Annotated in this window: 33 protein-coding genes; 3 read left to right on the forward strand and 30 right to left on the reverse strand. The window is 40.4% G+C overall.

Features of this window, described 5'->3' with window-relative positions; translation table 11 throughout:
- Window positions 1-129: 129 nt before the first annotated feature.
- The 12 genes from EKH84_RS20075 to dinB all read right to left on the reverse strand — a co-directional run bounded on the left by EKH84_RS20075 (window position 130) and on the right by dinB (window position 10,581).
- A complete protein-coding gene (locus EKH84_RS20075; protein WP_127067662.1) occupies window positions 130-1,476 on the reverse strand; it encodes a CdaR family protein in 1,347 nt (448 codons plus the stop codon).
- Window positions 1,469-2,326 (reverse strand): diadenylate cyclase CdaA, encoded by an 858-nt coding sequence (cdaA, locus tag EKH84_RS20080; protein WP_013658337.1) that lies wholly within the window; start codon window positions 2,324-2,326, stop codon window positions 1,469-1,471. The genes EKH84_RS20075 and cdaA overlap by 8 nt, the downstream gene beginning before the upstream one ends.
- Before the next feature lie 168 nt (window positions 2,327-2,494).
- Window positions 2,495-3,505 carry a hypothetical protein gene (locus EKH84_RS20085; protein WP_127067663.1) on the reverse strand — a complete coding sequence of 337 codons (1,011 nt, stop codon included), beginning with the start codon at window positions 3,503-3,505 and terminating at the stop codon, window positions 2,495-2,497.
- Complete coding sequence (locus tag EKH84_RS20090; protein ID WP_127067664.1) at window positions 3,495-3,893, reverse strand: hypothetical protein; 399 nt, start codon at window positions 3,891-3,893, stop codon at window positions 3,495-3,497. The genes EKH84_RS20085 and EKH84_RS20090 overlap by 11 nt, the downstream gene beginning before the upstream one ends.
- A 51-nt stretch (window positions 3,894-3,944) precedes the next feature.
- Complete coding sequence (locus EKH84_RS20095; protein WP_127067665.1) at window positions 3,945-5,171, reverse strand: putative glycoside hydrolase; 1,227 nt, start codon at window positions 5,169-5,171, stop codon at window positions 3,945-3,947.
- A 527-nt stretch (window positions 5,172-5,698) separates the two neighbouring features.
- Complete coding sequence (locus tag EKH84_RS20100) at window positions 5,699-6,931, reverse strand: tyrosine-type recombinase/integrase (protein ID WP_330547564.1); 1,233 nt, start codon at window positions 6,929-6,931, stop codon at window positions 5,699-5,701.
- Window positions 6,932-7,109: 178 nt separating this feature from the next.
- Window positions 7,110-7,331, reverse strand: coding sequence for a DUF6462 family protein (locus EKH84_RS20105; RefSeq protein WP_127067667.1), 222 nt, complete (start codon window positions 7,329-7,331; stop codon window positions 7,110-7,112).
- A 12-nt stretch (window positions 7,332-7,343) separates the two neighbouring features.
- On the reverse strand, window positions 7,344-7,904 hold the full coding sequence (locus tag EKH84_RS20110) for a hypothetical protein (RefSeq protein WP_243118619.1): 561 nt from the start codon (window positions 7,902-7,904) through the stop codon (window positions 7,344-7,346).
- Window positions 7,905-8,054: 150 nt separating this feature from the next.
- Entirely contained in the window at window positions 8,055-8,375 is a 321-nt protein-coding gene (locus EKH84_RS20115; protein ID WP_190283412.1) for a helix-turn-helix domain-containing protein, read from the reverse strand.
- 230 nt (window positions 8,376-8,605) lie between these two features.
- Window positions 8,606-8,875, reverse strand: a complete 270-nt coding sequence (locus EKH84_RS20120; protein ID WP_127067669.1) for a hypothetical protein — start codon at window positions 8,873-8,875, stop codon at window positions 8,606-8,608.
- Window positions 8,876-9,036: 161 nt separating this feature from the next.
- Window positions 9,037-9,279 (reverse strand): hypothetical protein, encoded by a 243-nt coding sequence (locus EKH84_RS20125; protein WP_127067670.1) that lies wholly within the window; start codon window positions 9,277-9,279, stop codon window positions 9,037-9,039.
- A gap of 12 nt (window positions 9,280-9,291) precedes the next feature.
- Window positions 9,292-10,581 carry a DNA polymerase IV gene (gene dinB, locus EKH84_RS20130; RefSeq protein ID WP_127067671.1) on the reverse strand — a complete coding sequence of 430 codons (1,290 nt, stop codon included), beginning with the start codon at window positions 10,579-10,581 and terminating at the stop codon, window positions 9,292-9,294.
- A gap of 216 nt (window positions 10,582-10,797) precedes the next feature.
- Between dinB and EKH84_RS20135 the strand changes: the two genes are divergently transcribed.
- The 3 genes from EKH84_RS20135 to EKH84_RS20145 all read left to right on the forward strand — a co-directional run bounded on the left by EKH84_RS20135 (window position 10,798) and on the right by EKH84_RS20145 (window position 12,178).
- Entirely contained in the window at window positions 10,798-11,493 is a 696-nt protein-coding gene (locus EKH84_RS20135; protein WP_127067672.1) for a helix-turn-helix domain-containing protein, read from the forward strand.
- Window positions 11,494-11,598: 105 nt separating this feature from the next.
- Window positions 11,599-11,847 (forward strand): helix-turn-helix transcriptional regulator, encoded by a 249-nt coding sequence (locus EKH84_RS20140; protein WP_127067673.1) that lies wholly within the window; start codon window positions 11,599-11,601, stop codon window positions 11,845-11,847.
- Window positions 11,840-12,178, forward strand: coding sequence for a hypothetical protein (locus tag EKH84_RS20145; protein WP_127067674.1), 339 nt, complete (start codon window positions 11,840-11,842; stop codon window positions 12,176-12,178). The genes EKH84_RS20140 and EKH84_RS20145 overlap by 8 nt, the downstream gene beginning before the upstream one ends.
- Window positions 12,179-12,215: 37 nt before the next feature.
- Here EKH84_RS20145 and EKH84_RS20150 read toward each other — a convergent pair whose 3' ends face one another.
- From EKH84_RS20150 to EKH84_RS20225, 18 genes are all read right to left on the reverse strand, one after another.
- Window positions 12,216-12,560, reverse strand: coding sequence for a hypothetical protein (locus tag EKH84_RS20150; protein ID WP_127067675.1), 345 nt, complete (start codon window positions 12,558-12,560; stop codon window positions 12,216-12,218).
- A gap of 18 nt (window positions 12,561-12,578) precedes the next feature.
- Entirely contained in the window at window positions 12,579-13,067 is a 489-nt protein-coding gene (locus EKH84_RS20155) for a hypothetical protein (protein ID WP_127067676.1), read from the reverse strand.
- Window positions 13,060-13,953, reverse strand: a complete 894-nt coding sequence (locus EKH84_RS20160) for a hypothetical protein (protein WP_190283413.1) — start codon at window positions 13,951-13,953, stop codon at window positions 13,060-13,062. Before EKH84_RS20160 ends, EKH84_RS20155 begins: the two co-directional genes overlap by 8 nt.
- Complete coding sequence (locus EKH84_RS22570; RefSeq protein ID WP_190283414.1) at window positions 13,950-15,032, reverse strand: DNA cytosine methyltransferase; 1,083 nt, start codon at window positions 15,030-15,032, stop codon at window positions 13,950-13,952. Before EKH84_RS22570 ends, EKH84_RS20160 begins: the two co-directional genes overlap by 4 nt.
- A 7-nt stretch (window positions 15,033-15,039) precedes the next feature.
- A complete protein-coding gene (locus EKH84_RS22575) occupies window positions 15,040-16,092 on the reverse strand; it encodes an adenine-specific methyltransferase EcoRI family protein (RefSeq protein WP_190283415.1) in 1,053 nt (350 codons plus the stop codon).
- 24 nt (window positions 16,093-16,116) lie between these two features.
- Window positions 16,117-16,311: a ribbon-helix-helix protein, CopG family gene (locus tag EKH84_RS20170; protein WP_127067677.1), complete on the reverse strand. Its 195-nt coding sequence runs from the start codon at window positions 16,309-16,311 to the stop codon at window positions 16,117-16,119.
- Between the two features lie 180 nt (window positions 16,312-16,491).
- Window positions 16,492-17,424 carry a nucleotidyltransferase domain-containing protein gene (locus tag EKH84_RS20175; protein WP_127067678.1) on the reverse strand — a complete coding sequence of 311 codons (933 nt, stop codon included), beginning with the start codon at window positions 17,422-17,424 and terminating at the stop codon, window positions 16,492-16,494.
- A gap of 252 nt (window positions 17,425-17,676) precedes the next feature.
- Complete coding sequence (locus EKH84_RS20180) at window positions 17,677-19,101, reverse strand: relaxase/mobilization nuclease domain-containing protein (RefSeq protein WP_127067679.1); 1,425 nt, start codon at window positions 19,099-19,101, stop codon at window positions 17,677-17,679.
- Window positions 19,102-19,114: 13 nt separating this feature from the next.
- On the reverse strand, window positions 19,115-19,447 hold the full coding sequence (locus tag EKH84_RS20185; RefSeq protein WP_127067680.1) for a plasmid mobilization protein: 333 nt from the start codon (window positions 19,445-19,447) through the stop codon (window positions 19,115-19,117).
- Complete coding sequence (locus tag EKH84_RS20190; RefSeq protein WP_127067681.1) at window positions 19,441-19,809, reverse strand: DUF4316 domain-containing protein; 369 nt, start codon at window positions 19,807-19,809, stop codon at window positions 19,441-19,443. The genes EKH84_RS20185 and EKH84_RS20190 overlap by 7 nt, the downstream gene beginning before the upstream one ends.
- The gene (locus EKH84_RS20195; protein WP_127067682.1) at window positions 19,781-21,928 is read right to left on the reverse strand and encodes a type IA DNA topoisomerase; all 2,148 of its coding nucleotides are present in this window, start codon (window positions 21,926-21,928) and stop codon (window positions 19,781-19,783) included. Before EKH84_RS20195 ends, EKH84_RS20190 begins: the two co-directional genes overlap by 29 nt.
- Window positions 21,929-21,944: 16 nt before the next feature.
- On the reverse strand, window positions 21,945-22,349 hold the full coding sequence (locus EKH84_RS20200) for a dUTP diphosphatase (protein ID WP_127067683.1): 405 nt from the start codon (window positions 22,347-22,349) through the stop codon (window positions 21,945-21,947).
- Window positions 22,330-23,118: an FAD-dependent thymidylate synthase gene (locus EKH84_RS20205; RefSeq protein WP_127067684.1), complete on the reverse strand. Its 789-nt coding sequence runs from the start codon at window positions 23,116-23,118 to the stop codon at window positions 22,330-22,332. The genes EKH84_RS20200 and EKH84_RS20205 overlap by 20 nt, the downstream gene beginning before the upstream one ends.
- On the reverse strand, window positions 23,105-23,440 hold the full coding sequence (locus EKH84_RS20210; RefSeq protein ID WP_243118620.1) for a hypothetical protein: 336 nt from the start codon (window positions 23,438-23,440) through the stop codon (window positions 23,105-23,107). The genes EKH84_RS20205 and EKH84_RS20210 overlap by 14 nt, the downstream gene beginning before the upstream one ends.
- Window positions 23,437-25,512, reverse strand: a complete 2,076-nt coding sequence (locus EKH84_RS20215) for a JAB domain-containing protein (RefSeq protein WP_127067685.1) — start codon at window positions 25,510-25,512, stop codon at window positions 23,437-23,439. The genes EKH84_RS20210 and EKH84_RS20215 overlap by 4 nt, the downstream gene beginning before the upstream one ends.
- Window positions 25,502-25,672 (reverse strand): hypothetical protein, encoded by a 171-nt coding sequence (locus EKH84_RS22290; protein ID WP_190283416.1) that lies wholly within the window; start codon window positions 25,670-25,672, stop codon window positions 25,502-25,504. Before EKH84_RS22290 ends, EKH84_RS20215 begins: the two co-directional genes overlap by 11 nt.
- The gene (locus EKH84_RS20220; protein ID WP_190283417.1) at window positions 25,656-26,447 is read right to left on the reverse strand and encodes a DUF4366 domain-containing protein; all 792 of its coding nucleotides are present in this window, start codon (window positions 26,445-26,447) and stop codon (window positions 25,656-25,658) included. Before EKH84_RS20220 ends, EKH84_RS22290 begins: the two co-directional genes overlap by 17 nt.
- Window positions 26,434-26,766 carry a DUF4315 family protein gene (locus EKH84_RS20225; protein WP_058351253.1) on the reverse strand — a complete coding sequence of 111 codons (333 nt, stop codon included), beginning with the start codon at window positions 26,764-26,766 and terminating at the stop codon, window positions 26,434-26,436. Before EKH84_RS20225 ends, EKH84_RS20220 begins: the two co-directional genes overlap by 14 nt.
- Between the last annotated feature and the right edge of the window lie 42 nt (window positions 26,767-26,808).

Below are 26,808 nucleotides of genomic sequence, written 5' to 3' on the forward strand. Positions count from 1 at the left end.
TTTAAACTTAAATTAATTATATATTATCTTGTTAAAATTACAATCCCTTATCTTAACAGAGATAAAAAATGACATCAAAAAAGCTAAGTTACTATCAAAAAAGACAGTAACTTAGCTTTCTTTTATTTATTATTCTTCTGTAGTACTATTAGAAGTTCCTTCTCCTGCTGTTCCTGAATTATCATGGCTCGGCGTCGGAGTCGCTTCACCTGTTTCCAGCTGTTTAATACGTACATCAATATTAATAGGCTCGCCTACTACTCTTACATCTGCTGGCGGAATAATAGTTAGTGGTAACTGATATTCACCTGTTCCATATCCTGTCAGATCTAAAGAGAATTTAATATCCTCTTTGGTATATCCTAGTAATTTATTAGGTAAAGCACTTAATACTACTTGAATATTCGGTGTTAAAATCTCATAAGTTAAATTCTCACCTAAACCAATTACTGTTAAATCCATTTCATTCGTCTGTATTGGATATTCTAAGCTTTCTTCTTCCATTACTTCTAGGCTCACATTGACTTTATTATCAATCAAGGTCATAACCCCATCAGGCAATTTCATAGCCACTTGAATAAGATCTGTTTTTTCTACTTTACTTAAATCAATAGGTTCTAGTTCTATTTCTTTGATACCCGCTAAAAGTTCAGACTTACCAATGAGTTTTACCTTTTCAGGTGAAACAATTGTGTTAATAAGCACTAAGCCTTCTTTAAGCGTTCCTGTGTAGTTAACCTTAATCGTTACTTCTTTTTCACTACCAATTGGTAATTTTACCTCTGCTGTATCGGTGGATAAGGATAAGGAGGTAATTTCTACACCTTCTGCATCATAAAGCTTAATAGGTAACTGCGCTACTAATTTCTCTTCTGAGAAATCTTTTGCTTCAATGAGTACCTTCGCCTCCGAAACTCTATCAATATCTGATTTAGGTCCTGTAATTGTTACTTTATCAGGCGTAATAACAGGTACACCATCCCCAATTAATGTATACGTATCTGTTAAGTCTTTAGACATCTCATAAGTAACCTTCTGGAGTTTTTGGTCAATCTTGTCTATTAGTACTTTAGTCACCTGCGGCTTTTTATCTGTAACACTGATTGTATAACTATCTAAATTAATTTTAACTGCATAATTAGCATTATCAGATAATGAGGATTCTGTTAAATTCCCCATATAATCTGCTATATTTAAAGTTGCTGTAATGAGCTTTGGATTTTTAACTAATTTATCAATTTCTAAACGTGGTCCCGTTACAACTACTTTAAAATTCTGATTTCTTATTTCGTCTTCATTTTTGAGTTTATAACCGCTAGATTCTAATTCGTCTAGACCAGTAATAACCACATTCACCCCCGCAATCTCTTGAGGCTGAATAGGATTCTGTGTATTAATAACAAAGAGCCATAGGATAAAGGCAAGTACTAAGGATGTTATTTTCCATGGAAGGTTGTCTGTAAATAATTTATTCATTTTTACTCTTTCCTTTCCATATTACCTTTTTTCTTTCTGATCGTTTCTTCTTTCTAGTAGAAAGAAGAATCTTCTTAATGAGTTCTGCATCTAGTCCTCTTTTTATTTTCCCATTTCTCACACAAGATATAATGCCATTTTCTTCAGACACAACAATAACAAGTGCATCTGTCCCCTCAGAAATACCAATAGCCGCTCTATGTCTTGTGCCTAAATCCTTGCTAATCTCCATACTATCTGAAAGAGGCAAGAAACAAGTAGCTGCAGATACTCTATTATTTTTAATAATAACTGCTCCATCATGTAAGGGCGTATTTTTTTCAAAAATATTAATGAGTAATTGACTAGAAATAAGGCCATCTATCCTGATTCCTGTTCTTTCCACATCACCAAGTCTAGTCTCTTGTTCAAGTACAATTAATGCTCCTGTTTTATATTTAGACATGTGCAGTGAAGCCTTTGCAATTGCTTCAATAGCTTCGTCTGTTAATCCATCCTCAGCCTGATCCGAGGTATTAATTAAGGATTCAAACAATTTTCCTCTACCAATCTGTTCTAAAGCCCTTCTAAGTTCCGGTTGAAATACAACTAAAATAGCAAAAGTACCTACTGTAATGGCATTAGAAACTACCCACCACAATGTATGTAGTTGGAAAAGATATGCCACACTAGCTACAACCAAGACAATCATTACACCCTTAAATAGCGCCCAAGTTCTCGTGTCTTTGATCCATGCTAGCACAATGTAAATAAGATATGCTACAACGAGTATATCAATAATATCTCTCATACCAATATTAGGAAATCCTAGATAGGGTATCTTATCAAGCGCCTCTTTTATTACATCCACCGAACAAAACTCCTTTATGTGTATTTTCTATCCTATTATATCATGTTTTACTGACTACGTGTATTTAATTTTCGACTACTCTACATAATTATTATGAATAATGAATCCTTTTCTAAAATTAAAGAAAGGCACAAGCCTGTTACTAATAATATGCTTGTACCTTCCCCATTATATACCTTTATCTTCATTATAAGATTCCATTATTCTGCTATTAAAATCCTTTGGCCCTTTATTATTAGTATAAACATGTTTTACAGTAGTATGCTTAACTTTTACATTTATTTTAGGGACTACTTTAACATAATAGTAATTATCATCATCTTCAAATTGAACAACTTCCGATCTTTGATAATCAAGGGCCACTGAAAAGAACTGGACAACTACTGCCACTATGCCGCCGATTACAGTCCATAAAATAATACTTCCCATCTTCATCCCAATATCATCAAAAAATAGAATGGCTAATCCAAACCCTAATATATTAACTACCATTCCTACTCCAATTGCAATATAAGGTGCATAATCAATAGATTGCTTTCTAATAATATAAACCACTGAAAAAACAATAAAGAATACAACTACTACTGATAGCATCTTTTCATCCATTAGTAAGGCATTAAAATCAGTCTTACTCACGCTAGTAGCTAAATCAACTATTTCACTTTTGTTAAGGGTTGTCGTTTGAATAACGACTGTTAATTCAGGAACCATAAACCATACTATAACACCTATAATCATCATTACGATGCAAATATAACCGCCTAACAGCGCTACTATAATAGGTAAAATCAATGGTACATTAATCGCAAAAGCCATTAATGTTACTAAAGTTAACAAACCTTCCTTGGGAAATAGCCTCATAAACGCCAAATAAAGAATAGTAAGTAGTATAAACATCAATATTGCAAATATAGGATTAGCAGGTAAAATAAAAAGTGTAGTTAACAGAATACTCCCTATCAAAATCCACTGTGCTGATACAAAAGTTCCAATAAGCGCTAAAAACATCACAGCTATTACCCCGCTTAAGGCCCCTGTATAATTAGTGGCTGTTATTAGCATATGTATGGCACTAAAAATGAGTATAAACTTCATAAAAGGCAAAATGATATACTCATACTTCTTAAATTCACTGATAATATTTTGTCTCATACTTAATAGTGCTTCGTTAGATTTCATGCTCTTCCCCCTCGTCACTCTTTTGCTCCTGCTCATAGGTATCTAGCTGTTTTAGTAACTTTCTATAATTCTTAAATCTTTGCTTCGCTGCCTGGTACTCTCTTCCATAAATAGCAGTTGAAATAGAAGTATAAATAATAAGTGCTGTAATCCAAGGTAAGAAGTAGGGTTTAAAATACACGTCTATAAGCTCCCATAGGGATTTTGGGAAAATAACCCCCTCATTTAAGATATTTAACGCACCCATTCCCACAAAAAAAAGTGTTATAATAGTAATTCCTAGTCTTGTTTTAAAGTTATTAATATATATATAATCCTCAATAAAGTAATTTAGCCTAGCTTGATCTTTCTTCATATGATTTTTTTCATATAAAGCTAGTTTTGTCATAAGAATAATCTTCTTTTGGTCAGTCAAATTATCTCATCCCCCTACCTGCACTTATTTATAGCCATCTACTGTATAGTTTCCTGCTGCATTCCAAAAAATCCATTCTTCTAGACCAGCATCATAAGTTCCTTGAATTTGAGCTTTTATTTGCTCTGGACCATAAAGGAGATATGGCTTTAAACTCTTCAGTGTAAAATCCTGTAGCCATGGTCTTATAATGGCTTTTCGCTGACTTCTTTCATTCTCTCTTATTAAGTCCTGTCCCTTTTCCATTGTATTTAATATTATATCATAAGCGTCAAGATGAGGATAGGCTATTCCAAATGTCCCCTCTGCATAGTGTGAAGGATAGACCATTGGACAAATATAATCTAAATACTGGCTCATAGCCGCAAAGTCTTGACCCACAATACTAGCATCCAGCTGGCTTAAAATAACAGCGCCAAATACATCTGCAGATACATACACCCCTTTTTGCTGCAAATGCTGACAAGCATACTTTGTAAATGCAGTAATAATGTCTGCTTTTGAAGTGGTCTCATCTAATACGACCGTAGTAGGCTTCATAGACTCATGAAAGCGGACATAGTCGAACTGTATTTCTTTAAAGCCTAGCTCAACAGCTTCATCACATATCTCTAAAAGATAATCCCAATTTGCTTTATTGTAAGGATCTAACCATGTATCACCTGCACTTGTTTCATAAATCTGGCCTGATAAGCTCTTAATAGCACGTTCTGGCTCCTTCTTAGCCACCACATTATCTTTGAAAGCCACTACTCTAGCTATAGGATAAATGCCTTCCTCGTAGAGCCTTGTCATCATACGACTGACATCCTTCATCGGTGGCTTAGCTAGTACAACACCTTTTTCTATTAGTACTTCATTATCTGTTGCAAAAGTCAGATAACCATTATCATTTTTAACGTCAATAATAAAACTATTAATCCCTGTTTCTCTTGCCATACTAATGTAATTCTCATAATCCATTACTTTACTTGGTGGAATATAAATACCCTTTACTTTTTTAGGTGCTTTATACAAGTCATATTTAACGCCAGTAGTAGGTAGATAAACATCTTTTTGAGGGCCTTTAGCTTCTTGTTCTAAAAAAGGAAAAAAGGTAATAAGATCTTGCCCAAATTCGTCGTTTATACATATGCCAATAAATACCACACAAATAAGACTACATACAAAAAGTAGTCTTTTTCTCGCCCTTGACTTTTTCTTCTTATAAAAATAATAACTATTAACTGGCCTTAGTTTGTACTTTTTCATTTGTCAGCACCCCTGTACACACTCTTTTTAATTATATCACATCTTTTACTTAAATGCCTTTATTCAATATACCCTAATATACTCTATCATAATTGTTAATTTTTTGAAAAATATGCATTTTATTAAGTATTGCCTGTTATTAATATATTATACAAACCCTCACCCTTTCCCCTCGAATATACAACTATTTACCCACTAACATAAATAAGACTTGCAAATAATCTATTTGCAAGTCCTATTTTCATTTTATTTATTCACTAATTGGTTTCATAGTTGGGACTCGAACATGCGTTCCGTCCGTGCAACTCCACCGAACTTTATGGAGTCTTATGAAAAGTCATAAAGTCCATTTTTTAGAATCCATCGAACTCCGTAGAGACTAATGAATATGTAGTCATCCATGTGTCACCATACGAACTTTATGTGCTTCTATAAATGCTTGTACGATTACGTCCAATCGTATCTAATGGAATCCTTACAACTCATTAGACACGTCGTACACTAAAAATACATCTCTGTATTCCTAACTATTTTATTATAATACATCCCTCGAGATTTGTCATCACCTCTTTTTTCTTTTCCTTGGAACATTCTGCATAGATATCCATTGTTGTAGATATATCCGCATGCCCCATAATAGACATGATGACCTTCAAATTAGTTTCATTCTCACAAAGCCTTGTGCAGAAAGTATGACGCAAATGATGTGCTGAAAAATCCGGGAGAAGCAACGGATCTCTATCTTCCTTCTTTGCATCAGCTTCTTCCTTATCATTATATGCTTTTGTAGCTCTGTGAATTGCATTGTTTACAGCCGAGGAACTATAAACAGTGTGATAAGCGGTGTTAAAGACAAACCCGGAATATCCGTCAATCACTTCTTCGCAAAAACCAAGGCACTTCTGAATCTCATACTCTGTAATAAATGCATCGAACACTTCCTGAATCATCGGGATTGTTCTCGTACCTGCTTCCGTCTTGGGAGTCTCAATGCGTTTCTTGCATACTCCCTTTGAATCAGGTCTGTCTGTCAGGTTGTGATTCACACTGATCATGCGATTCTCGAAGTCCAAATCTTCCCAGCGAATGGCAATGCATTCTCCAATTCTCATTCCGGTTCCAAGCAACACAGTTATAATAGGAAGCCATCCCTCATATTCCCTGTCAGATTCCAAGAAATTCATAAATGCTTTCTGTTCAGGAATCGTAAGAGCCCTACGCTTCGGCGCATCCCAAAGCTTACTTCTCTTAATCTCCGTCATGGCAGAATCCGATGGATTATTTACAATCAGACCATCTCTTACCGCAAGCTGCAATGCCGGATGAACTACAGTATGCACATTCTCTAAAGTATTTGCCTTGATTCCTTCCTTCAATATGGAAAAGTAAAACTCTTTCACATCCGAGTATCGAATCTCTGCGATCCTTCTTTTGCCAAATGTAGGTCTTACAAAACGATTGTACATATACATGTAATTGGCCTTGGTGGTTTCCTTCAAATTGTACTTCTGACTGATGTATCGGTCGAAGCAATCATTAAGTGTCAGTTTTTTTGCAGCATATGCATCCAAACCTTGCTCATATTTGAGTTGTACTTCCTTCTCCCTTGCCCGAAGCTCCGGGAGAGTTTTGGCATAGATGTAATGACGCACCTTATTCTTATCAGAATATGCGTAGCAGTATCTACCATCCGCCCTCTGTGTCTCACCTGTTCTGAGAACATATCCTTTGCTGTCTTTTCTTCCTTTAATAGCAGCCATATTCATTCCTCCAATCAAAATAAAAAGGAATAGCCGGTTCTACTATTATGAATAAAAGTCTATGGATAACTTTGACTCAAGACCATTATAGTGCCGCCTATTCCGTATTTGCAATCCAAATTTGTCCGTTTTGAAAAATAGTATCTTCTATGGATTAGATAGGATTTCTTTGGGTTTTCTATGCTTCACAGAAGTTCTCCAAATATTCATCCACTTTCTCTGTGTTTACTAAAATACATCTCTTAACACGATAAACTGCATTTGCTTCCTTCGCAATTTCCTGAAATGTGTGAAGCCCTAATGAATAAAGTTGTGCACCTTCTGCATATCTGACAAATTTCTTCTTTCCTGTTCCAACCATATTTTCTAACTGTGCTACTTCTGTTCTTGCTTTTGACATCTCTATTTCCTCCTACACTATTCCTTCCAAAAATCCAACCATCTGGACCTTAATCTTAACCTTTGCTCGCCTTACTTTCTGTGCGGCCGACTCATACTGTATTCCTTCCTCTTCTGCAATAGCTCCGATATCCTTCTCCCCGGAAAGGTATCCTCTGAATATTCTCAATTCGTTTCTTCCCAGAATACTCAGCTGCTGATTGAAAAGTTCATAATCTGCCCTCATTCTGCGAAGCGTGTATGCATCCTTCTGATATTTTTCGCCACGGTCAACACCTGCCAGTACATCTCCGGAAAAATCACAGGCAATAATCGCGTCTCGGGTGATGACATTACTAATTGCCGTATCAGCTGTAATATCACTATGAATGCCAGATGACTGCACCCGAACTCCCAGCTCTCCATGACTTTTCTTCCGATTATAGGCTTTTTCGTTTTCAATCATGTAGCGAAGCCCTTCCGTGTAGCCATCTACAATTCCAATGAAATTTGAATAATTCTTGCAGATGATATCCACCCTTCCGGCAGCATCTGCCCTTGCATAAATCTCAATAATACTTGCTTTTGCCACCATCGAATCCTCCTTAACTGAATTTGACGTAAGCATCAGCGAAACCGGTTTTGCTCTTCCTTACAAATAGTATTCTACGGCTTTCTATGGATTTCGTCGTTCCCTTGTTATTGAACCTTTAGTCAAAAAGTTCAAGGAGATTAAACTCCATATCTAAGATAAATTCACTAATATTTTCATTTGTTCCAACGCAACCTTTTTTATTGTTGGACTCTTTGCCATTTTCATCAGTAAAATCATCTCCTTCTCATTCTCATCCAAAGTACATCCTAACTCCCCATTCAAGAGATATCCGGCAGAAGTTCCAAGTAATGATGCCAGCTCAACAATTACACTTCCCTTTATATCCACCTTGTCATTCTCGTATTGTGAGATCAACGACTTCTTACAACAAATCTGTTCTGCCAACTCCTCCTGCGTCATTCCCATTTTCACTCTGCATTCTCTGATTCTCATTCCAATTGTCTTTTCCATCTTTCTCTCCATTTCCAGAGCAAAAAACGGAAACAGACGCAATAAAGGAGTCGACAAAACGAATACCAATAAGACCGGTAGCTAATATGCCACCTGGCTCTATTTCCGTTTTGTCGGCTCCTAATAGTTCTATGCTAATTCCAGCTCGTTACAAACTCTTGATACGCAGTGCCGGCTCTGATGGTTCCTGCCAAATCTGACGGTTCAACTGCTATCTCACTTATTTGATTTTAATAATTTGCAGCTCTTTTCATGGGTTTCATTTTCCCCAGTTCTTTGCTTTTTTGAACACTCACCCGGACCTGTCCGGCTCTTCCGTCCTTTTCAGAACCTCGTCTGTTTTCCAGAACCATGACTCTCTCTTCATCTACAAGAACCACAATTTCTCTGTTACATTTCCCACAGGTAATGTCTATATTACATTGTCCCTGGCACTTCATCAGAATTCTGCCACATACCGGGCAGCTGACATATCTCTTATCTTTCCTATCTATCATCATCAAAATCCTCCTGGTTGATTGTTACCATTCAACGGATAAGGGAAAGGAAAACCATTGATGATTGTGAAATAACGGATGAGTTCCGATGTGCCGAAGTCCGCACCATCCGTCCTTTGTACTTCTCGCTGATCTCTTTTTGTAACTGACTCCATTCTATAAATTTACCGCTCCTCTACAAACCACATATTGTTATCTTCATAGAAAAGATGGCTCTCTCTTCCATTCACAATACATGTATAGCGTATTCCCACACCTCCGGCTTTTAGACTGGCCGCTCTGCGCACATCTGTTACTCTCTGTATTTCGTATACCTGGCCGTCTTTCCAGATAAAGCTCCTTGGAAGGAGCCGACCATCCTTGGTAAACTCAGCCATGACATTCACATATACCTTACTGCTTTCCATTCCTGACACCTCCTATCCGAAGTACCCATGAGGATGCACCGTATGATCTGCTTTCGCATCACAGGCTGACAAAATTCTGTCACGGTACATGAGTCCTCTCTGAATACTATAAAATCCAAATCTTCTTCGGATGACATCTACTGCATCATCCATCTTCATCTGCTTCTCCCGGAAACCCGGATCCGTGAAAAGATCCAGCTGCTCCCAGAAATAATCTGTCACAAGATCGGCTCCCCGGATTCCGATACTTCTGAGTGGCTTCTGAAAAAGCTCCGGCGAAAGCTGTTGTTTCTCATACTCATCTGCAGGCAACCTGTAGCTTTCCTTATAAAGCCGGTACCCTGCTTCTGCGATTTCTTTTGTTATGTTGCTGGCATTCTTAAGCTTTACCTGCTTGGAAAAATGATAAAGGTCTTTGTCCCTTATACTGATTTCTACTGTCCGGCACCGGAATCCATTCTCCCTCAGTCTCGCCGCAACGCTTTCCGCCAGGATATAAAGAACAATCTTCACATCCTCATCTGTCTCCATATCCTTTGGTGTCGTTGTACTGTTACCTACGGACTTGACCGGAGCGCTGGTATTCTCAATCTTTACCGGGGAATCATCATAGCCATTGGCAAATGACCAGAGGATGCTTCCCATTTTGCCCAATCTTCCAATCAAAATTTTTTCATCCGTCTGTGCCAGTCCGCCGATAGTGGTAATTCCCATGCTATAAAGTTTTTTCGTCGTAGCACTTCCTACATATAATAAATCTGACACTGGTAGCGGCCACGCCTTTGTTTGGTACTCATCCTTATTCACGGTAGTAATGGCATCCGGCTTTTTGTAATCTGATCCCAGCTTTGCAAAAATTTTGTTAAAGGACACACCGATACTCACAGTAATGCCAAGCTCTGACTTGATCCGGCTACTAATTTCCTGAGCCACCTTATAGCCATCTCCTTTGATTCCGGCGCTGTCTGTCACATCCAGCCAGCACTCATCAATTCCATAAGGTTCCTGTCTGTCGGTATACTCTCCATAAATCTCATGGGTCATCTTAGAAAATCTCAGGTACAGATCCATTCTTGGAGGAAGAAACGTAATATCCGGACAAATCTGTTTGGCCTGCCACAGCGCCATCCCCGTTTTTACACCATGCCGCTTTGCTATATAATCGGCAGTCAGCACGATTCCATGCCTTGCTTCCGGATCGCCGCCCACCGCAACCGGCTTTCCCCGAAGCTCCGGATGATGCAGGAGCTCCACTGACGCATAGAAGCAGTTACAGTCACTATGTAAAATTGTTCGGCTCACTCATTCACCCTCTTTCATCCACTCATTTCTGTCTGTATGTCTGTTGTCTACAAGGGCTAATATAATACCATTTACAATGATATTCAAGTGAAGTTTTCTTCATGTTATCCGTTTTAATGATATTTTTGTTGATTTTTCAATATTTTAATGGTATAGTGGATATACATTCATACGATGACAGAATACTTATCACAGCAATCAGAAAGGCTATTTATTATGAAAGAGTTAGGAAAGATCATCGCGAAGAACAGAAAAGCAAACAAAATGAAACAAGGTGAACTTGCAAAGAAACTGGAAGGCTATGACATTTTTGTAAAGCAGAATACGGTCAGTGCATGGGAATCCGGCAGCACACAGCCAAGCGCCAGACAGCTCCTGGCCATCTGTGAGCTACTAGATATTTATGATGTTTATACGGAATTTATAGGGCAGAATCCAATCAATCCTTTCCGCAACCTGAATGAAGAAGGAATTAACAAGGTGCTTGATTATATCCGCCTGTTGGAAAAATCCGGCGATTACAAACCGGCAGAGATCATTCCCATTCATGTTGTCAGAGAACGCAAAGTATTCTACACGACAGTTTCTGCCGGTACCGGTTCCTTCCTGGATGGAGAAGATTATGAAATGTACTCCTCTCCCGACATCCCAGAGGAAGCAACCTTTGGAGTGCATATCAGTGGTGACAGTATGGAACCCCGCTACCACAATGAGGATCTTGTCTGGATCGAACAGACCGAACAGCTTAACGATGGAGAAATCGGCATCTTCTACCTGGACGGAAATGCTTATATCAAGAAATTCCAGAATAACGGAAAAGGAACCTATCTTATTTCTCTTAATAAGAAATACGATCCGATTCCCATCACAGAAAACAGTTCCTTTAAGATTTTTGGCCGCGTACTGTCTTAGTCCGTTTTATTGTACTCCTGCTCTGGTAGCATGTACATAGTGGGAGGGGAAGCAGCCGCTTTATCCTCTGTTTACAAGAAATGAAAGCAAGGGAGGATTGATGATATGGATACAGAGACTTTGACCTGTAAAGTGTGTGAAGCTAGAGCTGACTATGGGATTACACAACAGCAGCTGGCCGATGCTACCGGAATCAGTGTTAGAACCATCATCAGCATTGAAAAAGGACGCCAGCTTCCATCATTGCTGTCCGCCATGAGAATTGCTAATTACTTCTCTCTTACAGTGGATCAGCTGTTTGAATATAAGAAAACCAGTCCGGCGACAAGCAAAGGAGGCCCTGATCATGAATAATGCAGCAATCAATTTCCAGACCATTGCCGTGGATTTCGATGGCACTCTCTGTTACAGCAAATGGCCGGACTGCGGTCAGCCCAATCAGGCACTAATCACCTATCTCCAAGAATGGAGGCGAAATGGCAATAAGCTGATACTCTGGACCTGCCGCGCCGGGGAAGCTTTGTCGAAAGCTGTCGAATGGTGTAAAGAACAAAACCTTGAATTCGATGCAGTCAACGATAATCTCCCGGAGATTATTGAACTCTACGGAAACAACAGCCGCAAAATCACCTGCGACTACTATATTGATGACCGGATGTTACTTCCGGAATTGATAAAGGCATAGCACCGTGATTGGTACTATGCCTATTTTCTTACTCTATCTAGTTAATTCCAATTCTGTATCCCAGATTAAACAAATCCCAAATCACATCAACATCATTGAATCTGTATGAATACTCTGGACGGTATGCACGATTTGATGTTATCTGCACCCCTCCAGGAAAACCATTACGGTCATTAAAATAACAACGAAGTTCAAGTCCCCACTTATTTGCATCATTTTCAAGAGAAATAATTCCTTCGTCCGCAATGTTTAGGTTTTCCGAAAGTCTGCTGTTGTATTCTGCGATAAAATTACGCATTCTACTTTCTTTAGCTTCCGCCTCAATAAAAACTGTCTGTCCTGTACTTTTGAAAAAGTAATCAATTTGTTGTGCTATACCCATGACTCTTCTCCTTTTATTTTATATTTTAGGCACCATGCTCATCATATCTGGAGCATTTGTCCTAATATCCCATTTTGCAATTTTCATCTTTTTGATTTTTTTCCCATCCCCAAAATCCAAAAGATCTTCTCTTCTAAAAGCATTGAGCAACTTTTTTAAACTTCCAAGTCCTAAAGATGACATAAGAAATGCCTCTTCCGGAACAACCAATTTACAATATGCCCAAAGCTGCCCTAGATCTCTGAGCGTTAACTGCGTTTTCTTTGCTTCAATGAAAAATAGCTTAACCATAGTATTCTTCTTAGCAATAGCTAAAACATCTATTTGGATATCCACGCCATTTGCCATTTCATTTACAATATTATACTTTGCCAATACTCTATCTAATCGTTCAGCATGTGCATCAACAGCAATAACATCATATCCTTTGTATCTATCTTTGACATAACGTTCAAGCCATAGTCTCATTGGTTCATATAATTCTTCTTCAAGTCTTACATTATTCATCTTTTTTGTATCCTAAATCTTTTGCAATTTCTGTCCAGCTTTCATAGTGTTTGCCTCGAATTTCTTCAGGAATAAAGTCATCATTCTCTCCAGGGTGTACAGGCTTTTCCTTTCTTCTCTGTGTAAGTTCCCAATAATAACGATGTAATCGAGCTGCTGGATCTTTTCCCGCCATAACGTATGGTTTCTTCTGCTCCTCAGCAAAATAGTCTAGAGCCTGTTGTTTATGCAATACGACAAATCCTACTGGTTGAAATTCTAAAGCCCATACTTTCACCTGATGCTCTTTTTTCCAAAAATCGCTTTTGCCTTGATTATATTTTGTTAAATTACCATCTCTCATATTTGGATGAGCCCAATCGATTGCTTGAACAGGTATATCAATACTTTTGAGTAAGTTACAAAAATCGACAACTAATTCCCAATTGTGAGGAATCTCAAAATACACTCTGTAATTTGGCTCTGAAAATGCATAATTACTTCTACGAATATATCCTGTTACATCCGCAAATCCTTTTACAAACTGTTTTCTCTCATCAAATGTGAAATTAAATACTTCTGGTGAAATTCTTACATTATCTGATGATGTAGCACCTCCTATATATCTCAAAACTTCTCTCATTAAGTAGTCTTCATTTGGCTTTCTGAAAGATAATAATGAATAATTTGCGCTTTGAGAAAATGTCAATGAAGTACCTAATAAGGGTTCTAATACCGTTCTAATATCAGTAATACTTGCTCTAACATAAATTCCAACATCATTTTGAAATTCTGTTTCCAATTTCTTATGTGGAATATCTATTGATACTGTAGTTTCAGTAGCACCTCTTTGTATTTCTCCATTACCAGTAATCATTCCAAGCAAATATGCCATTTCAACATTCATAAAGAGCCTCCTTCCACAGAATAGAACTGTTCAATTTGGTCCGCTATTGCCTTAGCTAATAATGGTGGAACAGCATTTCCTATTTGTTTTCTAATATATACTTTTGAACCATAGAAAATAAATATATCATCAAAAGATTGTAGTCTTGCAGCTTCTCTTGGCGTAATCGCACGATGTAAATATGGATGGTTATTGGTTCCATTTGATGAAGCATCAAATCGTGTATCAATAGTTGGTGACACCTCATCCCATTTTAATCGTCCCCATGTAGTCTTAAATTTCTGTTTTCCAATCATCTCTTCTGGCAAACATTCTTTTCCCTGTTCAGGCGGAATTAACTTTAACTTTTCAATAGCCACAGTTTTATGATTTGATGCAATATGATTATACAATCGTGTGCTCCCTTCTCTCATGAGCCTCTGATAATCACTTTGTGCACCTATTCTGTACGTTTGCTCAAAACATCCTTCTCCGGAATTCAAATATGACAAATCACTTATTGCATCGCGTACTGTTGTTTTTTTACTTGCCGTAGAAATTGGAAGTGGAATATTATTTCCCTTAGAACAAATGAAAATGGTTCTTTCTCTTGATTGGGGCACACCAAAGTCAGATGCATTTAGTATACCATACTCAACATTATACCCCAAATCTTCTATTGATTGAATAATCTCGTCTCTAAACCATCCATTTGATGCTATTAGTAATCCTTTTACATTCTCAATTATAAACACTTCCGGCTGTATCTCTTTAACAATATTCAGATACTCTCTAAAAAGAAAATTTCTTGGGTCAGCCAATCCAAGTTTTTTTCCCTTCATTGAATAACCTTGACAAGGAGGACCTCCCGCAATCATATTTACTTTTTTCTTCCTAGCCAAATCAATGATTTTTTCTTTTATTTCTTTTTCTGTAATATCCCCTACTATTACATCGACCTCCGGCATATTTTTCTTAAATGTATTTGCAGCATTCTTGTCAAAATCTAATGCCACTACCGTTTTGAAATTCTTGTTTTTATGTAGCCCCCACGATAACCCACCAGCTCCACAAAATAAATCCAACACTCTAAATTCCATATTCTTTTTAATAATCCTTTCGGCGAATTAAAATTCTTTTAAACAAATCTTTGCCATTAACTCTAGGCTTAAACAAATCAAACTCGTTATCTGAACCATGATTTGCTTCACCAATTATTTCAAATTGTGAACCATTATGATATTTGATATAGGTAATAGGAACCCCCATTATTCCTTCATAATCCATAGGAATATCTGCTACTCTTGTAACATTTATGCCATCAAAATTGTCATATTTAGGATATAGATTCGGATCAAAATACTTCGTTAATTCCAATTTATGATATCTTCTTTCAATATCAATATTTGTTAGCCACATAGCATTTCCAAGGCTTCTCCATTTCTGTCCTGTTTCATCAACCCAAAATCTTGTATTGCGGGGTTCAGTATCCGCTGGAACTCTAAATGACATATCACCAAATCTGTATCCTACCCATACTTTGTTTTCCATTATGTATGGAAATATTTCTTTATACGTAATAGCATTCTGATTTCCTATCAATAAAAATTGCTTATTATATTTTATTACCAAAGAAAATAATTCTGCAAATAAGCTAAAAGGTGGATTCGTGCAACATATGTCACATTGTTTTAAATACTCGATACATTCATCTGTTCTAAAATCGCCGCTTCCTTTTAACTTTTTGACAACACCTTTCTTTGAAAGCATTGCTTTGATTGTATCATCGTCTACTTCCTCCCCTGATTTTCCAGGCATCTTGGTTATGATTAACACATATCCATGGCTGCCATCTGAACATTTCAGTTCTTCCAAAAACATATCTAATGTAAGTTGATTATTATTTTTTATTTGATCGATTTTTGAGCCAGAATATGATGTACATATAAGTTTCTTTAAATGAAGCTTATTAAAATTCTTCATAAAGAAGTAACAAAAATTTGACTCAAACGGGTCATCACAGTTACATAGAACGGTTTTTCCATAAAACTGCTCTGTATAATGTTTTATTTCATCTTCAATAGTTTCATATGTTGTATACCATTCATCTGTATTATTTGAGGAATATTTTGCACTATTTAATATCGAATTTCCAGACATAGCCACTCCTTCTTTATTCTTCTATTAATACTTTCTCGCAGTAAGCTCTTTCATGATTTTTTGCTTAGCATCATACTCATCAAAATATTTTTTTAATGCTCTTTCTACAGCTACTGTTTTTGTCTGTCCAGCTTCGTCACACATTTCTTCAAGTCGCTCGTATATAGAAGTTTCTATGCATACATTCAAATATGTTCCATTCTTTTTTGGTCTTGCCATTTTAGTATCTCCATCATATAAGGCTACAATAACTCATACTCTATGATACTACTTTTTACCACCTTTTTCAACTGTTAACTACTTAATTCAACTAATATGTAGTGGATTGCATTTTTCAGAAACTTATTATCGACCCATCAAAGAAATATGCATCAATTTTTTACATTAACTACCCTTTTGTCACCTTTCTTGATTATTTGATTTTATTAGATTTCTTTTTTTTGCACCATAAGAAGTTTGCTTCGTATGTTTTATCTTCTCAATTACTGATAATTGTTTGATTGTGGTTTCTTGTTTTTTTGCTTCAAGATATTTTTCAATTAGGCCAACATGTTCAGATAAACATCCTGTCTTTCCTTCTGTGATCGGGTTGATGTCTACCTTCACTCCTCCAATTTCCATTCCGTCCTCATGAAGAATATCAAAGAAAACATCTTCCCTGACATTGCCTTTGTATTCCAGGACCACATCCAGATCGGAACCAGCTTTTTCAATTCCCCGGCACCGACTACCCGAAACTACAACACCAACAATCTCTGCCTCCAAATTATTTTCGTCAATCTTCGACTGAACATAGTCTGATACAATCTCTTCAATTTCAGAAGCGCCCATCCCATCAATCCGTTGAAACATTTCATCCGTCTTTCTTCTGAAATCTATAACAGCTCCGGGTTCAGTACCTGCAATTTCTTCCTGCTTGGCTGCAAGCTCCGACCAGAGTTTCCTGATTACCCTGTTGAGGTACACATTGTTATTCTCCATCAGTTCAAATTCCAGATCCTTGCAATCTTCCACTGTGGTAAGCCCTGCAATCCTCTTATGGTAATTCCCATACTGAATAGCTTCCTGAAGCTTGTCGTCCAGTTTACATGCTTCTTTTCTTGTAATTCTCTCCCAGATATCATCCTTCTCTGAACGGATCACAAAGCCGCTTCCCTCATCATGCCGCTGCTCTCTCATGTGAAGTGTATCGTCTTCTCCCTTGATCTTGCATGTAAAATCGAATTCATTGAATCCCATTTCCCAGTAATATCCTGCCTGTGTCAGCTGAATGTCTGTGATATCCTCTGCTACAATCATTTCTTTCTCTGTACTGTTATTTTCTCTATTCATATCTTTCATTTTCCTTTCATAAGCGGCGCATTAAGGCCGCAATCGTTGTTGCTTCGCAAGTTAGCAAGCAGTGCCTTCGTGATCACACGAACGCTGTTTGCTTGTTGGAGGCACATCCCCAATCCCCTTAGAATGACATCCCTGATGTCAAGCTGCGCCCTCACTTTGTGAGTGCTGATGAATTCCTGCAACGCCGGAATTGCAAAAAAAGAGGGCGACCACCAAAACACTTTTTGGTAATTGCCCCCGTGGTTATCTCTGCTGCTGCCTTTTCTTTTTCAAATCTTCCTCCTGGTCCCAGGTCTTCTGAGCCGCATAGAAGGATTCCACATTTTGCTTCGCTATCTGATAATCCCTCATCTCTTTTTTTATTTTTTTGTATTCGCTGTAGGCTGTCTTTTTCTCCGAAAGCAGTCTGGCAAACTCTTCATTCAGATCCTTTACTTTCGGAATCTTTCCACCAGGAAGATTGGAAAATGCTTCTTTTGCCGCTTTGTGAAGGGTGATTTCTTCTCGATGCGCCTCAAAAAACTTCTTACTGTATCCGGATTTTCGATAGGCTAAATAAATATCCCTGGTCTTGGAATAGTTGATGATGTGCGTTTTCAAAACTTTGTTCTCTGCCATTTTGGTTTCTGCATCCTTGATGATTTTCATCAGTTCATGATATCTGGCAGCGCTTCCTTCTACCAAAGCATCCAGCGTTTCCTTATCATGAATATCGTGCTGCTGTAAAAACAAAATGGACTCCGCAAACTGTTTCACATTATATTTCTTTGCCCATCGAACATATCCGCCGTTCTTTCCCTGCGCCATCTTTTCCTGAATATCAACCACAAGATCAAACTTCCGTTTTTCTCTTGGAGGCTGTTTTGGTTCCCTGCTCTCCGTCTTATTCTCAGGCAGCTCCGCTTCACCGGCGATCACCTTTTTCAGATGCTCCTCAGAAAAATTGTCTCCCAAAGAGCGGAACCGGATAAACCGCTTTTGCTCTTTTCCACAGATTGCAGTGTGTTTCCCTCGCTTAATCTCATATCCTTCTGCCTGTAATAATTTGAGAAGTTCTTCAAAATCTGCGGGCTTCTGATCCAGGCATTTCAGGATATCTTCCCGGATAATATCCCTCATGCTTACTCGTTCCGGGTACTTGGTACGCCTCTGTCTCTCACTCGGTTTTGTCTTTGGAATGATGGATAAACCATGCTCCAGGCAGATAATATCGCTGAGTCTCTGCAGGGCAATTCCTGAAAACCAAAAGTCCCTGAACTTCCGGTCACAATCCAGATTGGTGGAATTGAAAATGATATGATTGTGGATATGAGCCCGGTCCACATGTGTTGCCACAATAAACGCATGCTTCCCTTTGGTGAATCTCATACCGGTTTCATATCCAACTTCATTTGCTTCCTCCGGCGTAATCTCTCCGGGCTTAAAGGACTGGCGGATCTGATAGGCAATGACATCACCCTTGGGCTGTCTCCACGTTTTTTTCAGATAATCTATTTTTGACTGTGCAAATTCCCAATCAACAAAATCCGGTTGGCACTTATAAGAAGAGATATATTTTCCGTCTTCTGTTTTCTCTCCATTCTTTGCATAATCGGTTCTGTCTTTCAGACACTGCATTACAGAACGTCCCTTGTTCTGATGCATTGCTATCAGTTTTGTCGCCGCCATTTTCTCACCTGCCTTACATAATTGCAGTCAGCTTATCAAGCATCTTTCGCATTTCCTGCAAAATCTCTTTCTGGTTGTTTTTCAGTTCCTCGATGTCTTCCCGGTAGATGCTTCCGGTTTCATTCGCTCTCTTTGCGTACTGATTCAGATTATTCCCGGATATCTGCAACAGTCTGAGAATCTCCTTCAGGTCAGAAAGATCCATCACGATCACAAAACCATTGAGTGCCATCCGTAACAGATATGCGGTCATGCTCCTGATACCGGCTTCCTCCATCCGCTCCTTAATCCGGTCAACTTCCTCCGGTGTGACACGGATATGAATGTACTTGGATCTCTCTACCATCCGGTGATCTCCCTTTCAAAGCAGCATCCCGGTACCGGCTTTCTTTCCGGAACAGGTATCGGAGGCGTTACCTGTTTACTCTGTTCCTTCAATTTTTCCAAAACCGATTTCTTATCATCCGGGATGATTTCAAGAGTGCCGACTGCAGGCTCTACCTTTACATTGTTGATCACACCATCAAGGTTGTTGTCATTCTGCTCCACCATATCCTCAATGCCCTTCATCGGATTTCTGCTGATGGACGGTCCTGCACCGGCGGCTTCCTCCGGACTGCCGCCGCCTATATCCTCTGAAACTTCCACCTCGTACTCTCCATGGACCTCATCCCATTTCTTAATCTTTCTTGTTTTTGCTTTTTCCATTCTTGCCTTCTCCCTTCTCAAAACTTAGCTGGAACACTGCTCTTTTGTTCTCATCAACCGACATCACAACCGTGGTATCATAAGTCTTTCCTGTCTTCTGTGACTTGCATCCTTTCAGCTCCACCTTCCCATCATGCAAAAGCTTTGATGCTGTCTGCTTTGTCATTTTCTTTCCAAGTGCTTCAAAGAAACGGTTCTGTTTCCAGAGAACAAAACTGCATCCACGATCCTCACAAAAATATCCTTTCTGCTTTTCTATCACATGTCGGCCACAACAGGGACATGTCCCGATTTCTTCCAAAGCCGGATGCATGAGCACTTCTGCATCTTCAATGATTTTGTAATTCTTCACAAGGTCGGTAATCATTTCCTCAATCTCGTCCATAAAAGATGAGTCTGCATAGATTCCCTTTTCCACATCAAGCAGTTTCTGTTCCCACTCCGCGGTCATGGATGGTGACTGGATCTGCTCAGGCATCACTGTGATCAGCGCTACTCCCTTATGTGTCGGAATCAGATACTTGGTCTTCTTATTTCCTTTTCTCTCCACAAAGCCGATACGCACAAGCTTCTCAATGGTAGCTGCTCTCGTTGCAGATGTTCCTATTCCCTTACGCTCCACTTGATCCGGCATCTCATCCACCCCGGCTCTCTCCATTGCCGAAAGCAGGCTGTCTTCTGTGAAATGCTTCTTTGGTGTCGTCTTGCCCTCTTCCAGTTTTGGATCCTGTAATGGATAAGATTTTCCTTTTGTCAGGGCAGCGATATATGCCAGTAAGTCAGCATTCCCACTTTGTTCCTCTTCGTCATTTTCGGAATCTGCACGCTCTGCATTACTGCCCATGATCCAGTCCTGGATATCTCTCCATCCTTTTTCCTTCAGAACTTTTGCTTTTGCCTTAAACACCATATCCGCACAGGTAAATTCCAGCTCCGTCTCACTCCGGACTTCCGCATCTCCCAGGGCAGAAATGAATCTTGCCGTAATCAAACTTAAGATCTTCTGTTCCCCGGATGGCAGCTGCCCAAATTCGGCATCCGCCACATTCACGGTGGGAATAATTGCATGATGGTCGCTGACCTTTTTATTATCGATTACCTGTTTTGCATGGAGGGGAACATGTCTGGTATATCCGAACTTCCATACCAGCTTATCCACCAGATGGGGAAGCATTCCTTCCATGTCTTCTGTCAAAAATCGGCTGTCTGTTCTGGGATATGTCACCAGCTTTTTTTCATAAAGGCTCTGGGTGTAATCCAGAGTCTGCTGTGCCGTAAATCCCAGAAACCGGTTGGCATCTCTCTGCAGTGCAGTCAGACTGTAAAGCTGTGGTGCCTTTTCCTGTTTGTCTATGGTTTCCAGCTTCGTTACCAATGCCGTCTTTTCTTCTTTGAGACGATTCAGGACATTCTCCGCATCCTGCCTGTTTTCAAACCGGTCAGATGTTGCCACAATTCCGGCGCTCTTAATTGACAGTCTGTAAATCGGTTCCGGCTTAAATCCCTCAATCTCTGCTTCCCTCTCCACAATCATGGCAAGGGTTGGTGTCATCACCCGGCCCACATTCAGGGTCTGTCCGTACAGAGTGGAAAACAGTCTTGTGGCATTCATCCCTACAATCCAGTCTGCCCGCTCTCTGCAAAGTGCCGCAGTATAGAGATCATCGTATTCCTTCCCATCTTTCAAATTAGAAAAGCCATCCGAGATTGCCTGGTCTTCCATAGAAGAAATCCATAGGCGCTCGAATGGCTTTTTGCATTTTGCCTGATGATATACCAGACGGAAGATTAATTCTCCTTCACGGCCGGCATCGGTAGCTTCCACCAGCCCTGTGACATCATCACGCTCCATTAACTTTTTCAGAATCCCAAACTGCTTTCTGGTAGCATCTGCAATCTGGTAATTCCAGTCCTTAGGCAGAATCGGAAGATCCTCATATCTCCACTTCTCATACCTTTCATCGTAGGACTCCGGGGAAGCAAGCTCCACCAGATGGCCAACACACCAGCTGACCAGATACCCGTTTCCCTCCAGATATCCATCCTCTCTTTTCTCTGCTCCGATTACCTTCGCAATGGACTGTGCCACGGAAGGTTTCTCTGCAATCACTAACTTCATCTGTTTCCTCCATTTCTTATCTTCCGGTTGAACCAAAAGCTCCGGTTCCCCGTTCCTTCCATTCCTCAAAGGTAAACTCCGGAATCAGAAAAGGCATGATTACAAGCTGCCCAATCTTGTCACCGGCTTTGATCTCATATTCTTTTTTGCTTACATTGGAAATGATGGCATGGACTTCTCCTGCATAGCCGGAGTCAATGGGCGGCAGCTCACACACGATTCCCTGTGCGCTTAACCCGCTCCTTGGAAAGATATATCCGGCAAATCCATCCGGTATTCTTAGACCAAAACCCAGGGGCATCTTGCAGATCTGTCCCGGACAAATCACTTCATTTCTTGGACTGAATACATCCGCTCCGGCGTCATTGGCATGCGCTCTCTCCGGACTTTTGCCTCCAAAATCAATCAACCGTATCTTCATCCGTTACTCCTTCCTCAAAGACCATACTCTCATCCAGCTTCGGAAAATCCACACGAATGATCTCTGCAGGTGACAGGTTCTGTGGGATGCTCCTGCCACAAGTCATTTTTCCTTCCTCACAGCCTCCATTCATACAGAATGGTCCACAGTCAGAAAAAAGTTCCGCATTTTGCCCTATCAGCTGCTCCCAGATTTTCAGCATCACATACCTCGTTTCCTTGGTATTTCTTCTGCATGTTCTCTGGTGGATCATATGCTTCCACTGATAGGGAGTGGCACTGACCAATAGAATGTTCCGCATTCCCTGTGGGGCAAGATATCCGGCAGAATCATTATCAATACCGGATGTTACAAGTTCCTGATAATTCTTCATGGACTTTTTGCACTGTTCCAGATAATCCGCTTCCTGTCGGGTACCCAGAAGATCATAGGGAACCACAAAATCTTCAACACCGGAATAATCACTGTATTGAAGACTCGCTGACATATACTTCACTTCGTTCTGGTGCCTGGTTATCTGTGCCAGGAATCTTCTGGAAGCTCCCACGATGACCACGTTGATGATGCCGAATTTCTGAATCGTTGGATGTGGCAGTTTTACAAGATTTGCCACCGTGGATCTCTGGTACGGCTTTTCATAAAGCTCCATAAAATCATTCAGGCAGGAAATCTGATGGCCTCTCTGTGTCAGTCTCGCTGCACATACCATCAGTTTCTCTGCCTGATCAAAGGATTCCGGATTTAATATTTTTACTTCAATCTTCCTCATGCGTCTCCTCCTCCACAATGGCACGGAGAATCAGCAGATAATTGATACTGTCGGTGATTTTCTCATCCCATTGCTCTTTGGGAAAGCTTTTGTCATCCGTACACATATCTGATACGGAAATCAGATGCTTTGATAACATCCCCATGAGAGCTGACTTTGGTGTGGAATTCATCACAACTGCCGCTTTCTTAAAATGAGCCAGCCGGTCTGCACTGGTTCCTTTTGCTGCTTTGGGTGCATACTCGCTTCCCTTAGCAGTTAACAAGGATTTGCAACGTTCTGTCTGGCTGACTACCACATCATTGAATTCTTTCTGTGTCACGCTCTTTCCTCCTTCGTTTTTGATGTCCTGGTTTTCTTCGGTGTAGTTTCTGACTTTTCTGCTTTTTCCTTGATCCTGGACTTGACAGAAGTTTTCTTTTTCGCCTGCGTGCGCTTCTTGTCCAGATTTTCCAGCGCCTTATCCACCGCAACCTTAAGATCCGGGTTTGGCACTTCTTCCTGAGAATCCGGAACCACCGGAATAAAACCCTGCTCCCTATCTGCCTGTAACACTTGAAGCTTCTGGTCAATCTGGTAAATGAAATCCGCTGCGGTCTGTCGGATTTTGTCGAGTGAACTCTTTAACTCAGGGGTCTCCTTTCCCTCGGACCAGCCAGCCACATAAGAAAAGGAATAGTCAGAAGTGTTGATACCGTAATGCTGGCACACAACATATGCCACACTCTCGGCCTCTACCTCTTTTCCATTCCTTGATACATGATCTGCAGCTGCCACTGCATCCTTATCATGAAGCTTCTGGTGCGCCATTTCGTGAAGCAGAGTCTTGATTGTCTGAACCTCACTCATTCCATCCTGAATGGCAATTCTCTTATCTTCCTGGTGATAAAAACCCTTCGCTTCCCCATCGATCTGCTCAAAAGTAACAGGTACCGGACTGATTTCCTGTAAAGCCTGCAAAAGCTTCGGATATCCTTCAATACTTCCAACCAGTTCATCAGGTCCTATGGAGGGTAGTTCCTTCCCGTCTGTCTGTGATACGTCAAACGTCTTCACCACCTTAAAGGCACGGATGGTTACTTCCACCTTTTCCATTACCGGCTCCCCGTCTGCATCAAGCACTGGCTTTCCCTTATCATCCAGTCTGGTCTGTTCCCTCTCAATCTTGTATGGTGCGGGGGCAAGGATACTGATACCCTTCTCTCCCTTTTTTACATACCTTCCCATCTCTTTCCATCCGGTAAAACTCTGACAGAGACTTGCATCCGGTCTCTGCATCATGATCAGAATGGAATTGTTTACGGAATATCGGGGAAATTTCGCCATTGTGTCCAGAAACTGTTTGTATTTATCGCTTTGAAATACCTCCACAACGCCTTTCTCCAGCTGGTCAGTTACAGCCTTTAACTGGTCGGCCTGTTTCTCCCTGGACTCAATGAACTGAATTTTCTTCTGTACTCCCTCTGGGATCTCTCCCACAATTTCCGCTTCCGGATATGCATGGATCAGCTCCGCAATCAGTTTCTGTGCATCCCAGTTGTTTCTGATCTCAGGCACATAGGATAAAGTCTCCATGTCAAACCTTTTGCCATTAAAAATATCAATCTCGCTAAACAGCTCCGGTGCCTCTTCATTTGCCACACGCACTCCAATCGCCGGTATGCCATTCATGCGCTCCGGAGGAATGCTTTCAAATATCTCCATCGCTTCCTTAACAGTCTTGATGCCGTTATGCTCTTCCCCCATCGAATGAAATTCGCTGCATTCCGCAACAGTAAGCGTTGCAGTCATCTTTGCTTCTTTTTGTACCGTATTTTCCGCCACTCTAAATCCCTCCAATTCAATATCATTCAATTCCTTCGTCAGTGTTAACGAAGACAGCGGCATTTGCTCCTTCTGGTGAAAGGAATAGTAATCCTTTCCCGGTCCGACAATGACATGATCTAAAAACCTGACCCCGATCAGGTCACTTAACTGCTTTACCCTGTCCGTAAGAACAATGTCCTCCGTACTTGGCACCAGTCTTCCTGACGGATGGTTATGAACCAGCATTATGGAAGCTGCATTTGACAGGATCGTGCTCTTAAAGATTTCCCTCGGATGCGCGACTGACTGGTCCAGTGCTCCCATGCTTACCACGTTCATGTTGATAGGCCGCCCGTCTGACTGTAGATTTACGATTGCCACAACCTCTCTGTCATAGTCCTTCAGCATATCTGCCATGACCTTAACAGCTGCTTCCGGTCCATCCATCGGAGTATCACTTAAAAGAGGTGGCATATCCACCAAACGGATAGCCACCTGATTCAGTTTGTACACCTTCTCTTTTTCAGGTTCCTGTGGTATGACAGAATCATAAAAGCCCTGCCTTGGACGGATCCCGCTAATGTTCATCCGGGTTTCCTTCTGCAACAGGGATGGTCATGGAAAAGTCCTTATCCCTTAATTTTTTCAGTCTTGTCAGCACGGATTCCTTTGTGGAAGTCCTTCTTTTCTTATTCCCAATCTTCAGGACTCCTTTTGCATATCCAAGATATCTACTCTTCTTCGCCATCGTCTTCCTCCTCTGAAAGGTCTTCCTCTTCCAGCTCCTCATCCAGTGCATCCAGATAATCCTCGTCGTCATCGTCCAGATAATCCATATCTGGATCCGGTATATCCTGCTTTTTCTTTGCCTTTCCGGACTTAAAGTACATAAATCCTCCAATACCGCCTAATGCCAGAATAAGGATTACTCCCATGATTCCTGTCACATTCGGGCTTTTCTTCTGGGTTTCCGGTTCCGCTTCCTCTTCCTTCGGCTCTTCCTTTACTTCCTCTACGGTTGTTTCCGGTTCCGATGGCTGTTCCTCAGTCCCGGTCATACCCTGGGATGCCATATATGCTTCCACTTCCTCTTCTTCCATTAAGGCCAGAAGATCCGATTCATCCACCAGATTTAAGAAGTGTACAGTCTCGGTTCCCTTATCATCACGATCAATGATGATATAAAAGAAGTTACCGGATTTCGTAGTCACCGTAATGAACTGCTTGCCGCCGGCTTCAAAAGAACCATAGTCATCTACCAGGTTCATGTTTCCATCAGGGGTAAGCGGGCCATAGTTTTCCTCTTCCGGTTCCTTTTCTGCTTCCTTCCCTTCACAGTAATGGTAATCATAGATACAGACTTCACAGTCCTCATTGATGCGGTCCTCCGTACATTTTTCCTCACAGATACACTCCGCTTCTTTTCCCTGTGCAAACACAGTAAGTGGTGCAAATCCCACTAATGCGGCTATTCCAACAAGCACTCCTGATACGAATTTCTTCATCATCTTAGTTATCTTCATCCTGATCATCCTCCTCATTCTCATCAAACAGATTTTCCTCATCCTCCGCCGGCTTATCCCCGGCATGATTCATGGTTACAGGTTCAGGCATTTTTACCTGACCATTTAACAATTCCTGCAATTTTCCGCTGCCTGCCAGCTGTAAGAACTGCGCCAGCTGTTCAGGAGATAAATTGTAGGATGCAACATCACTCACAATCTGCTGGTTTTCCTCTTCCTTGAGCTTCGCCTGCAGCTGCTTCACCTTTTTCTCCGCTTCATCTCTCTTTGCGATTGCCTTTTGCAGATCTTCACGGAGCTTGTCTAATCTTGCGTACATTTCCTTTCCTCCATTCAAAAAGCGCCCCCGGAAGGAGCGCTG

It is taken from the genome of Cellulosilyticum sp. WCF-2 (assembly GCF_003990395.1).
Taxonomy (GTDB): Bacteria; Bacillota; Clostridia; order Lachnospirales; family Cellulosilyticaceae; genus Cellulosilyticum; species Cellulosilyticum lentocellum.

Bases quoted from the DNA above. Each gene is read 5' to 3' on its own strand.
- EKH84_RS20075 (WP_127067662.1), bottom strand. From the start codon at position 1,476: ATGAATAAATTATTTACAGACAACCTTCCATGGAAAATAACATCCTTA.
- EKH84_RS20085 (WP_127067663.1), bottom strand. From the start codon at position 3,505: ATGAAATCTAACGAAGCACTATTAAGTATGAGACAAAATATTATCAGT.
- EKH84_RS20090 (WP_127067664.1), bottom strand. From the start codon at position 3,893: ATGACAAAACTAGCTTTATATGAAAAAAATCATATGAAGAAAGATCAA.
- EKH84_RS20095 (WP_127067665.1), bottom strand. From the start codon at position 5,171: ATGAAAAAGTACAAACTAAGGCCAGTTAATAGTTATTATTTTTATAAG.
- EKH84_RS20100 (WP_330547564.1), bottom strand. From the start codon at position 6,931: ATGGCTGCTATTAAAGGAAGAAAAGACAGCAAAGGATATGTTCTCAGA.
- EKH84_RS20105 (WP_127067667.1), bottom strand. From the start codon at position 7,331: ATGTCAAAAGCAAGAACAGAAGTAGCACAGTTAGAAAATATGGTTGGA.
- EKH84_RS20110 (WP_243118619.1), bottom strand. From the start codon at position 7,904: ATGGTGGCAAAAGCAAGTATTATTGAGATTTATGCAAGGGCAGATGCT.
- EKH84_RS20115 (WP_190283412.1), bottom strand. From the start codon at position 8,375: ATGGAAAAGACAATTGGAATGAGAATCAGAGAATGCAGAGTGAAAATG.
- EKH84_RS20120 (WP_127067669.1), bottom strand. From the start codon at position 8,875: ATGATGATAGATAGGAAAGATAAGAGATATGTCAGCTGCCCGGTATGT.
- EKH84_RS20125 (WP_127067670.1), bottom strand. From the start codon at position 9,279: ATGGAAAGCAGTAAGGTATATGTGAATGTCATGGCTGAGTTTACCAAG.
- EKH84_RS20135 (WP_127067672.1), top strand. From the start codon at position 10,798: ATGAAAGAGTTAGGAAAGATCATCGCGAAGAACAGAAAAGCAAACAAA.
- EKH84_RS20140 (WP_127067673.1), top strand. From the start codon at position 11,599: ATGGATACAGAGACTTTGACCTGTAAAGTGTGTGAAGCTAGAGCTGAC.
- EKH84_RS20145 (WP_127067674.1), top strand. From the start codon at position 11,840: ATGAATAATGCAGCAATCAATTTCCAGACCATTGCCGTGGATTTCGAT.
- EKH84_RS20150 (WP_127067675.1), bottom strand. From the start codon at position 12,560: ATGGGTATAGCACAACAAATTGATTACTTTTTCAAAAGTACAGGACAG.
- EKH84_RS20155 (WP_127067676.1), bottom strand. From the start codon at position 13,067: ATGAATAATGTAAGACTTGAAGAAGAATTATATGAACCAATGAGACTA.
- EKH84_RS20160 (WP_190283413.1), bottom strand. From the start codon at position 13,953: ATGAATGTTGAAATGGCATATTTGCTTGGAATGATTACTGGTAATGGA.
- EKH84_RS22570 (WP_190283414.1), bottom strand. From the start codon at position 15,032: ATGGAATTTAGAGTGTTGGATTTATTTTGTGGAGCTGGTGGGTTATCG.
- EKH84_RS22575 (WP_190283415.1), bottom strand. From the start codon at position 16,092: ATGTCTGGAAATTCGATATTAAATAGTGCAAAATATTCCTCAAATAAT.
- EKH84_RS20170 (WP_127067677.1), bottom strand. From the start codon at position 16,311: ATGGCAAGACCAAAAAAGAATGGAACATATTTGAATGTATGCATAGAA.
- EKH84_RS20175 (WP_127067678.1), bottom strand. From the start codon at position 17,424: ATGAATAGAGAAAATAACAGTACAGAGAAAGAAATGATTGTAGCAGAG.
- EKH84_RS20180 (WP_127067679.1), bottom strand. From the start codon at position 19,101: ATGGCGGCGACAAAACTGATAGCAATGCATCAGAACAAGGGACGTTCT.
- EKH84_RS20185 (WP_127067680.1), bottom strand. From the start codon at position 19,447: ATGGTAGAGAGATCCAAGTACATTCATATCCGTGTCACACCGGAGGAA.
- EKH84_RS20190 (WP_127067681.1), bottom strand. From the start codon at position 19,809: ATGGAAAAAGCAAAAACAAGAAAGATTAAGAAATGGGATGAGGTCCAT.
- EKH84_RS20195 (WP_127067682.1), bottom strand. From the start codon at position 21,928: ATGAAGTTAGTGATTGCAGAGAAACCTTCCGTGGCACAGTCCATTGCG.
- EKH84_RS20200 (WP_127067683.1), bottom strand. From the start codon at position 22,349: ATGAAGATACGGTTGATTGATTTTGGAGGCAAAAGTCCGGAGAGAGCG.
- EKH84_RS20205 (WP_127067684.1), bottom strand. From the start codon at position 23,118: ATGAGGAAGATTGAAGTAAAAATATTAAATCCGGAATCCTTTGATCAG.
- EKH84_RS20215 (WP_127067685.1), bottom strand. From the start codon at position 25,512: ATGAACATTAGCGGGATCCGTCCAAGGCAGGGCTTTTATGATTCTGTC.
- EKH84_RS22290 (WP_190283416.1), bottom strand. From the start codon at position 25,672: ATGGCGAAGAAGAGTAGATATCTTGGATATGCAAAAGGAGTCCTGAAG.
- EKH84_RS20220 (WP_190283417.1), bottom strand. From the start codon at position 26,447: ATGAAGATAACTAAGATGATGAAGAAATTCGTATCAGGAGTGCTTGTT.
- EKH84_RS20225 (WP_058351253.1), bottom strand. From the start codon at position 26,766: ATGTACGCAAGATTAGACAAGCTCCGTGAAGATCTGCAAAAGGCAATC.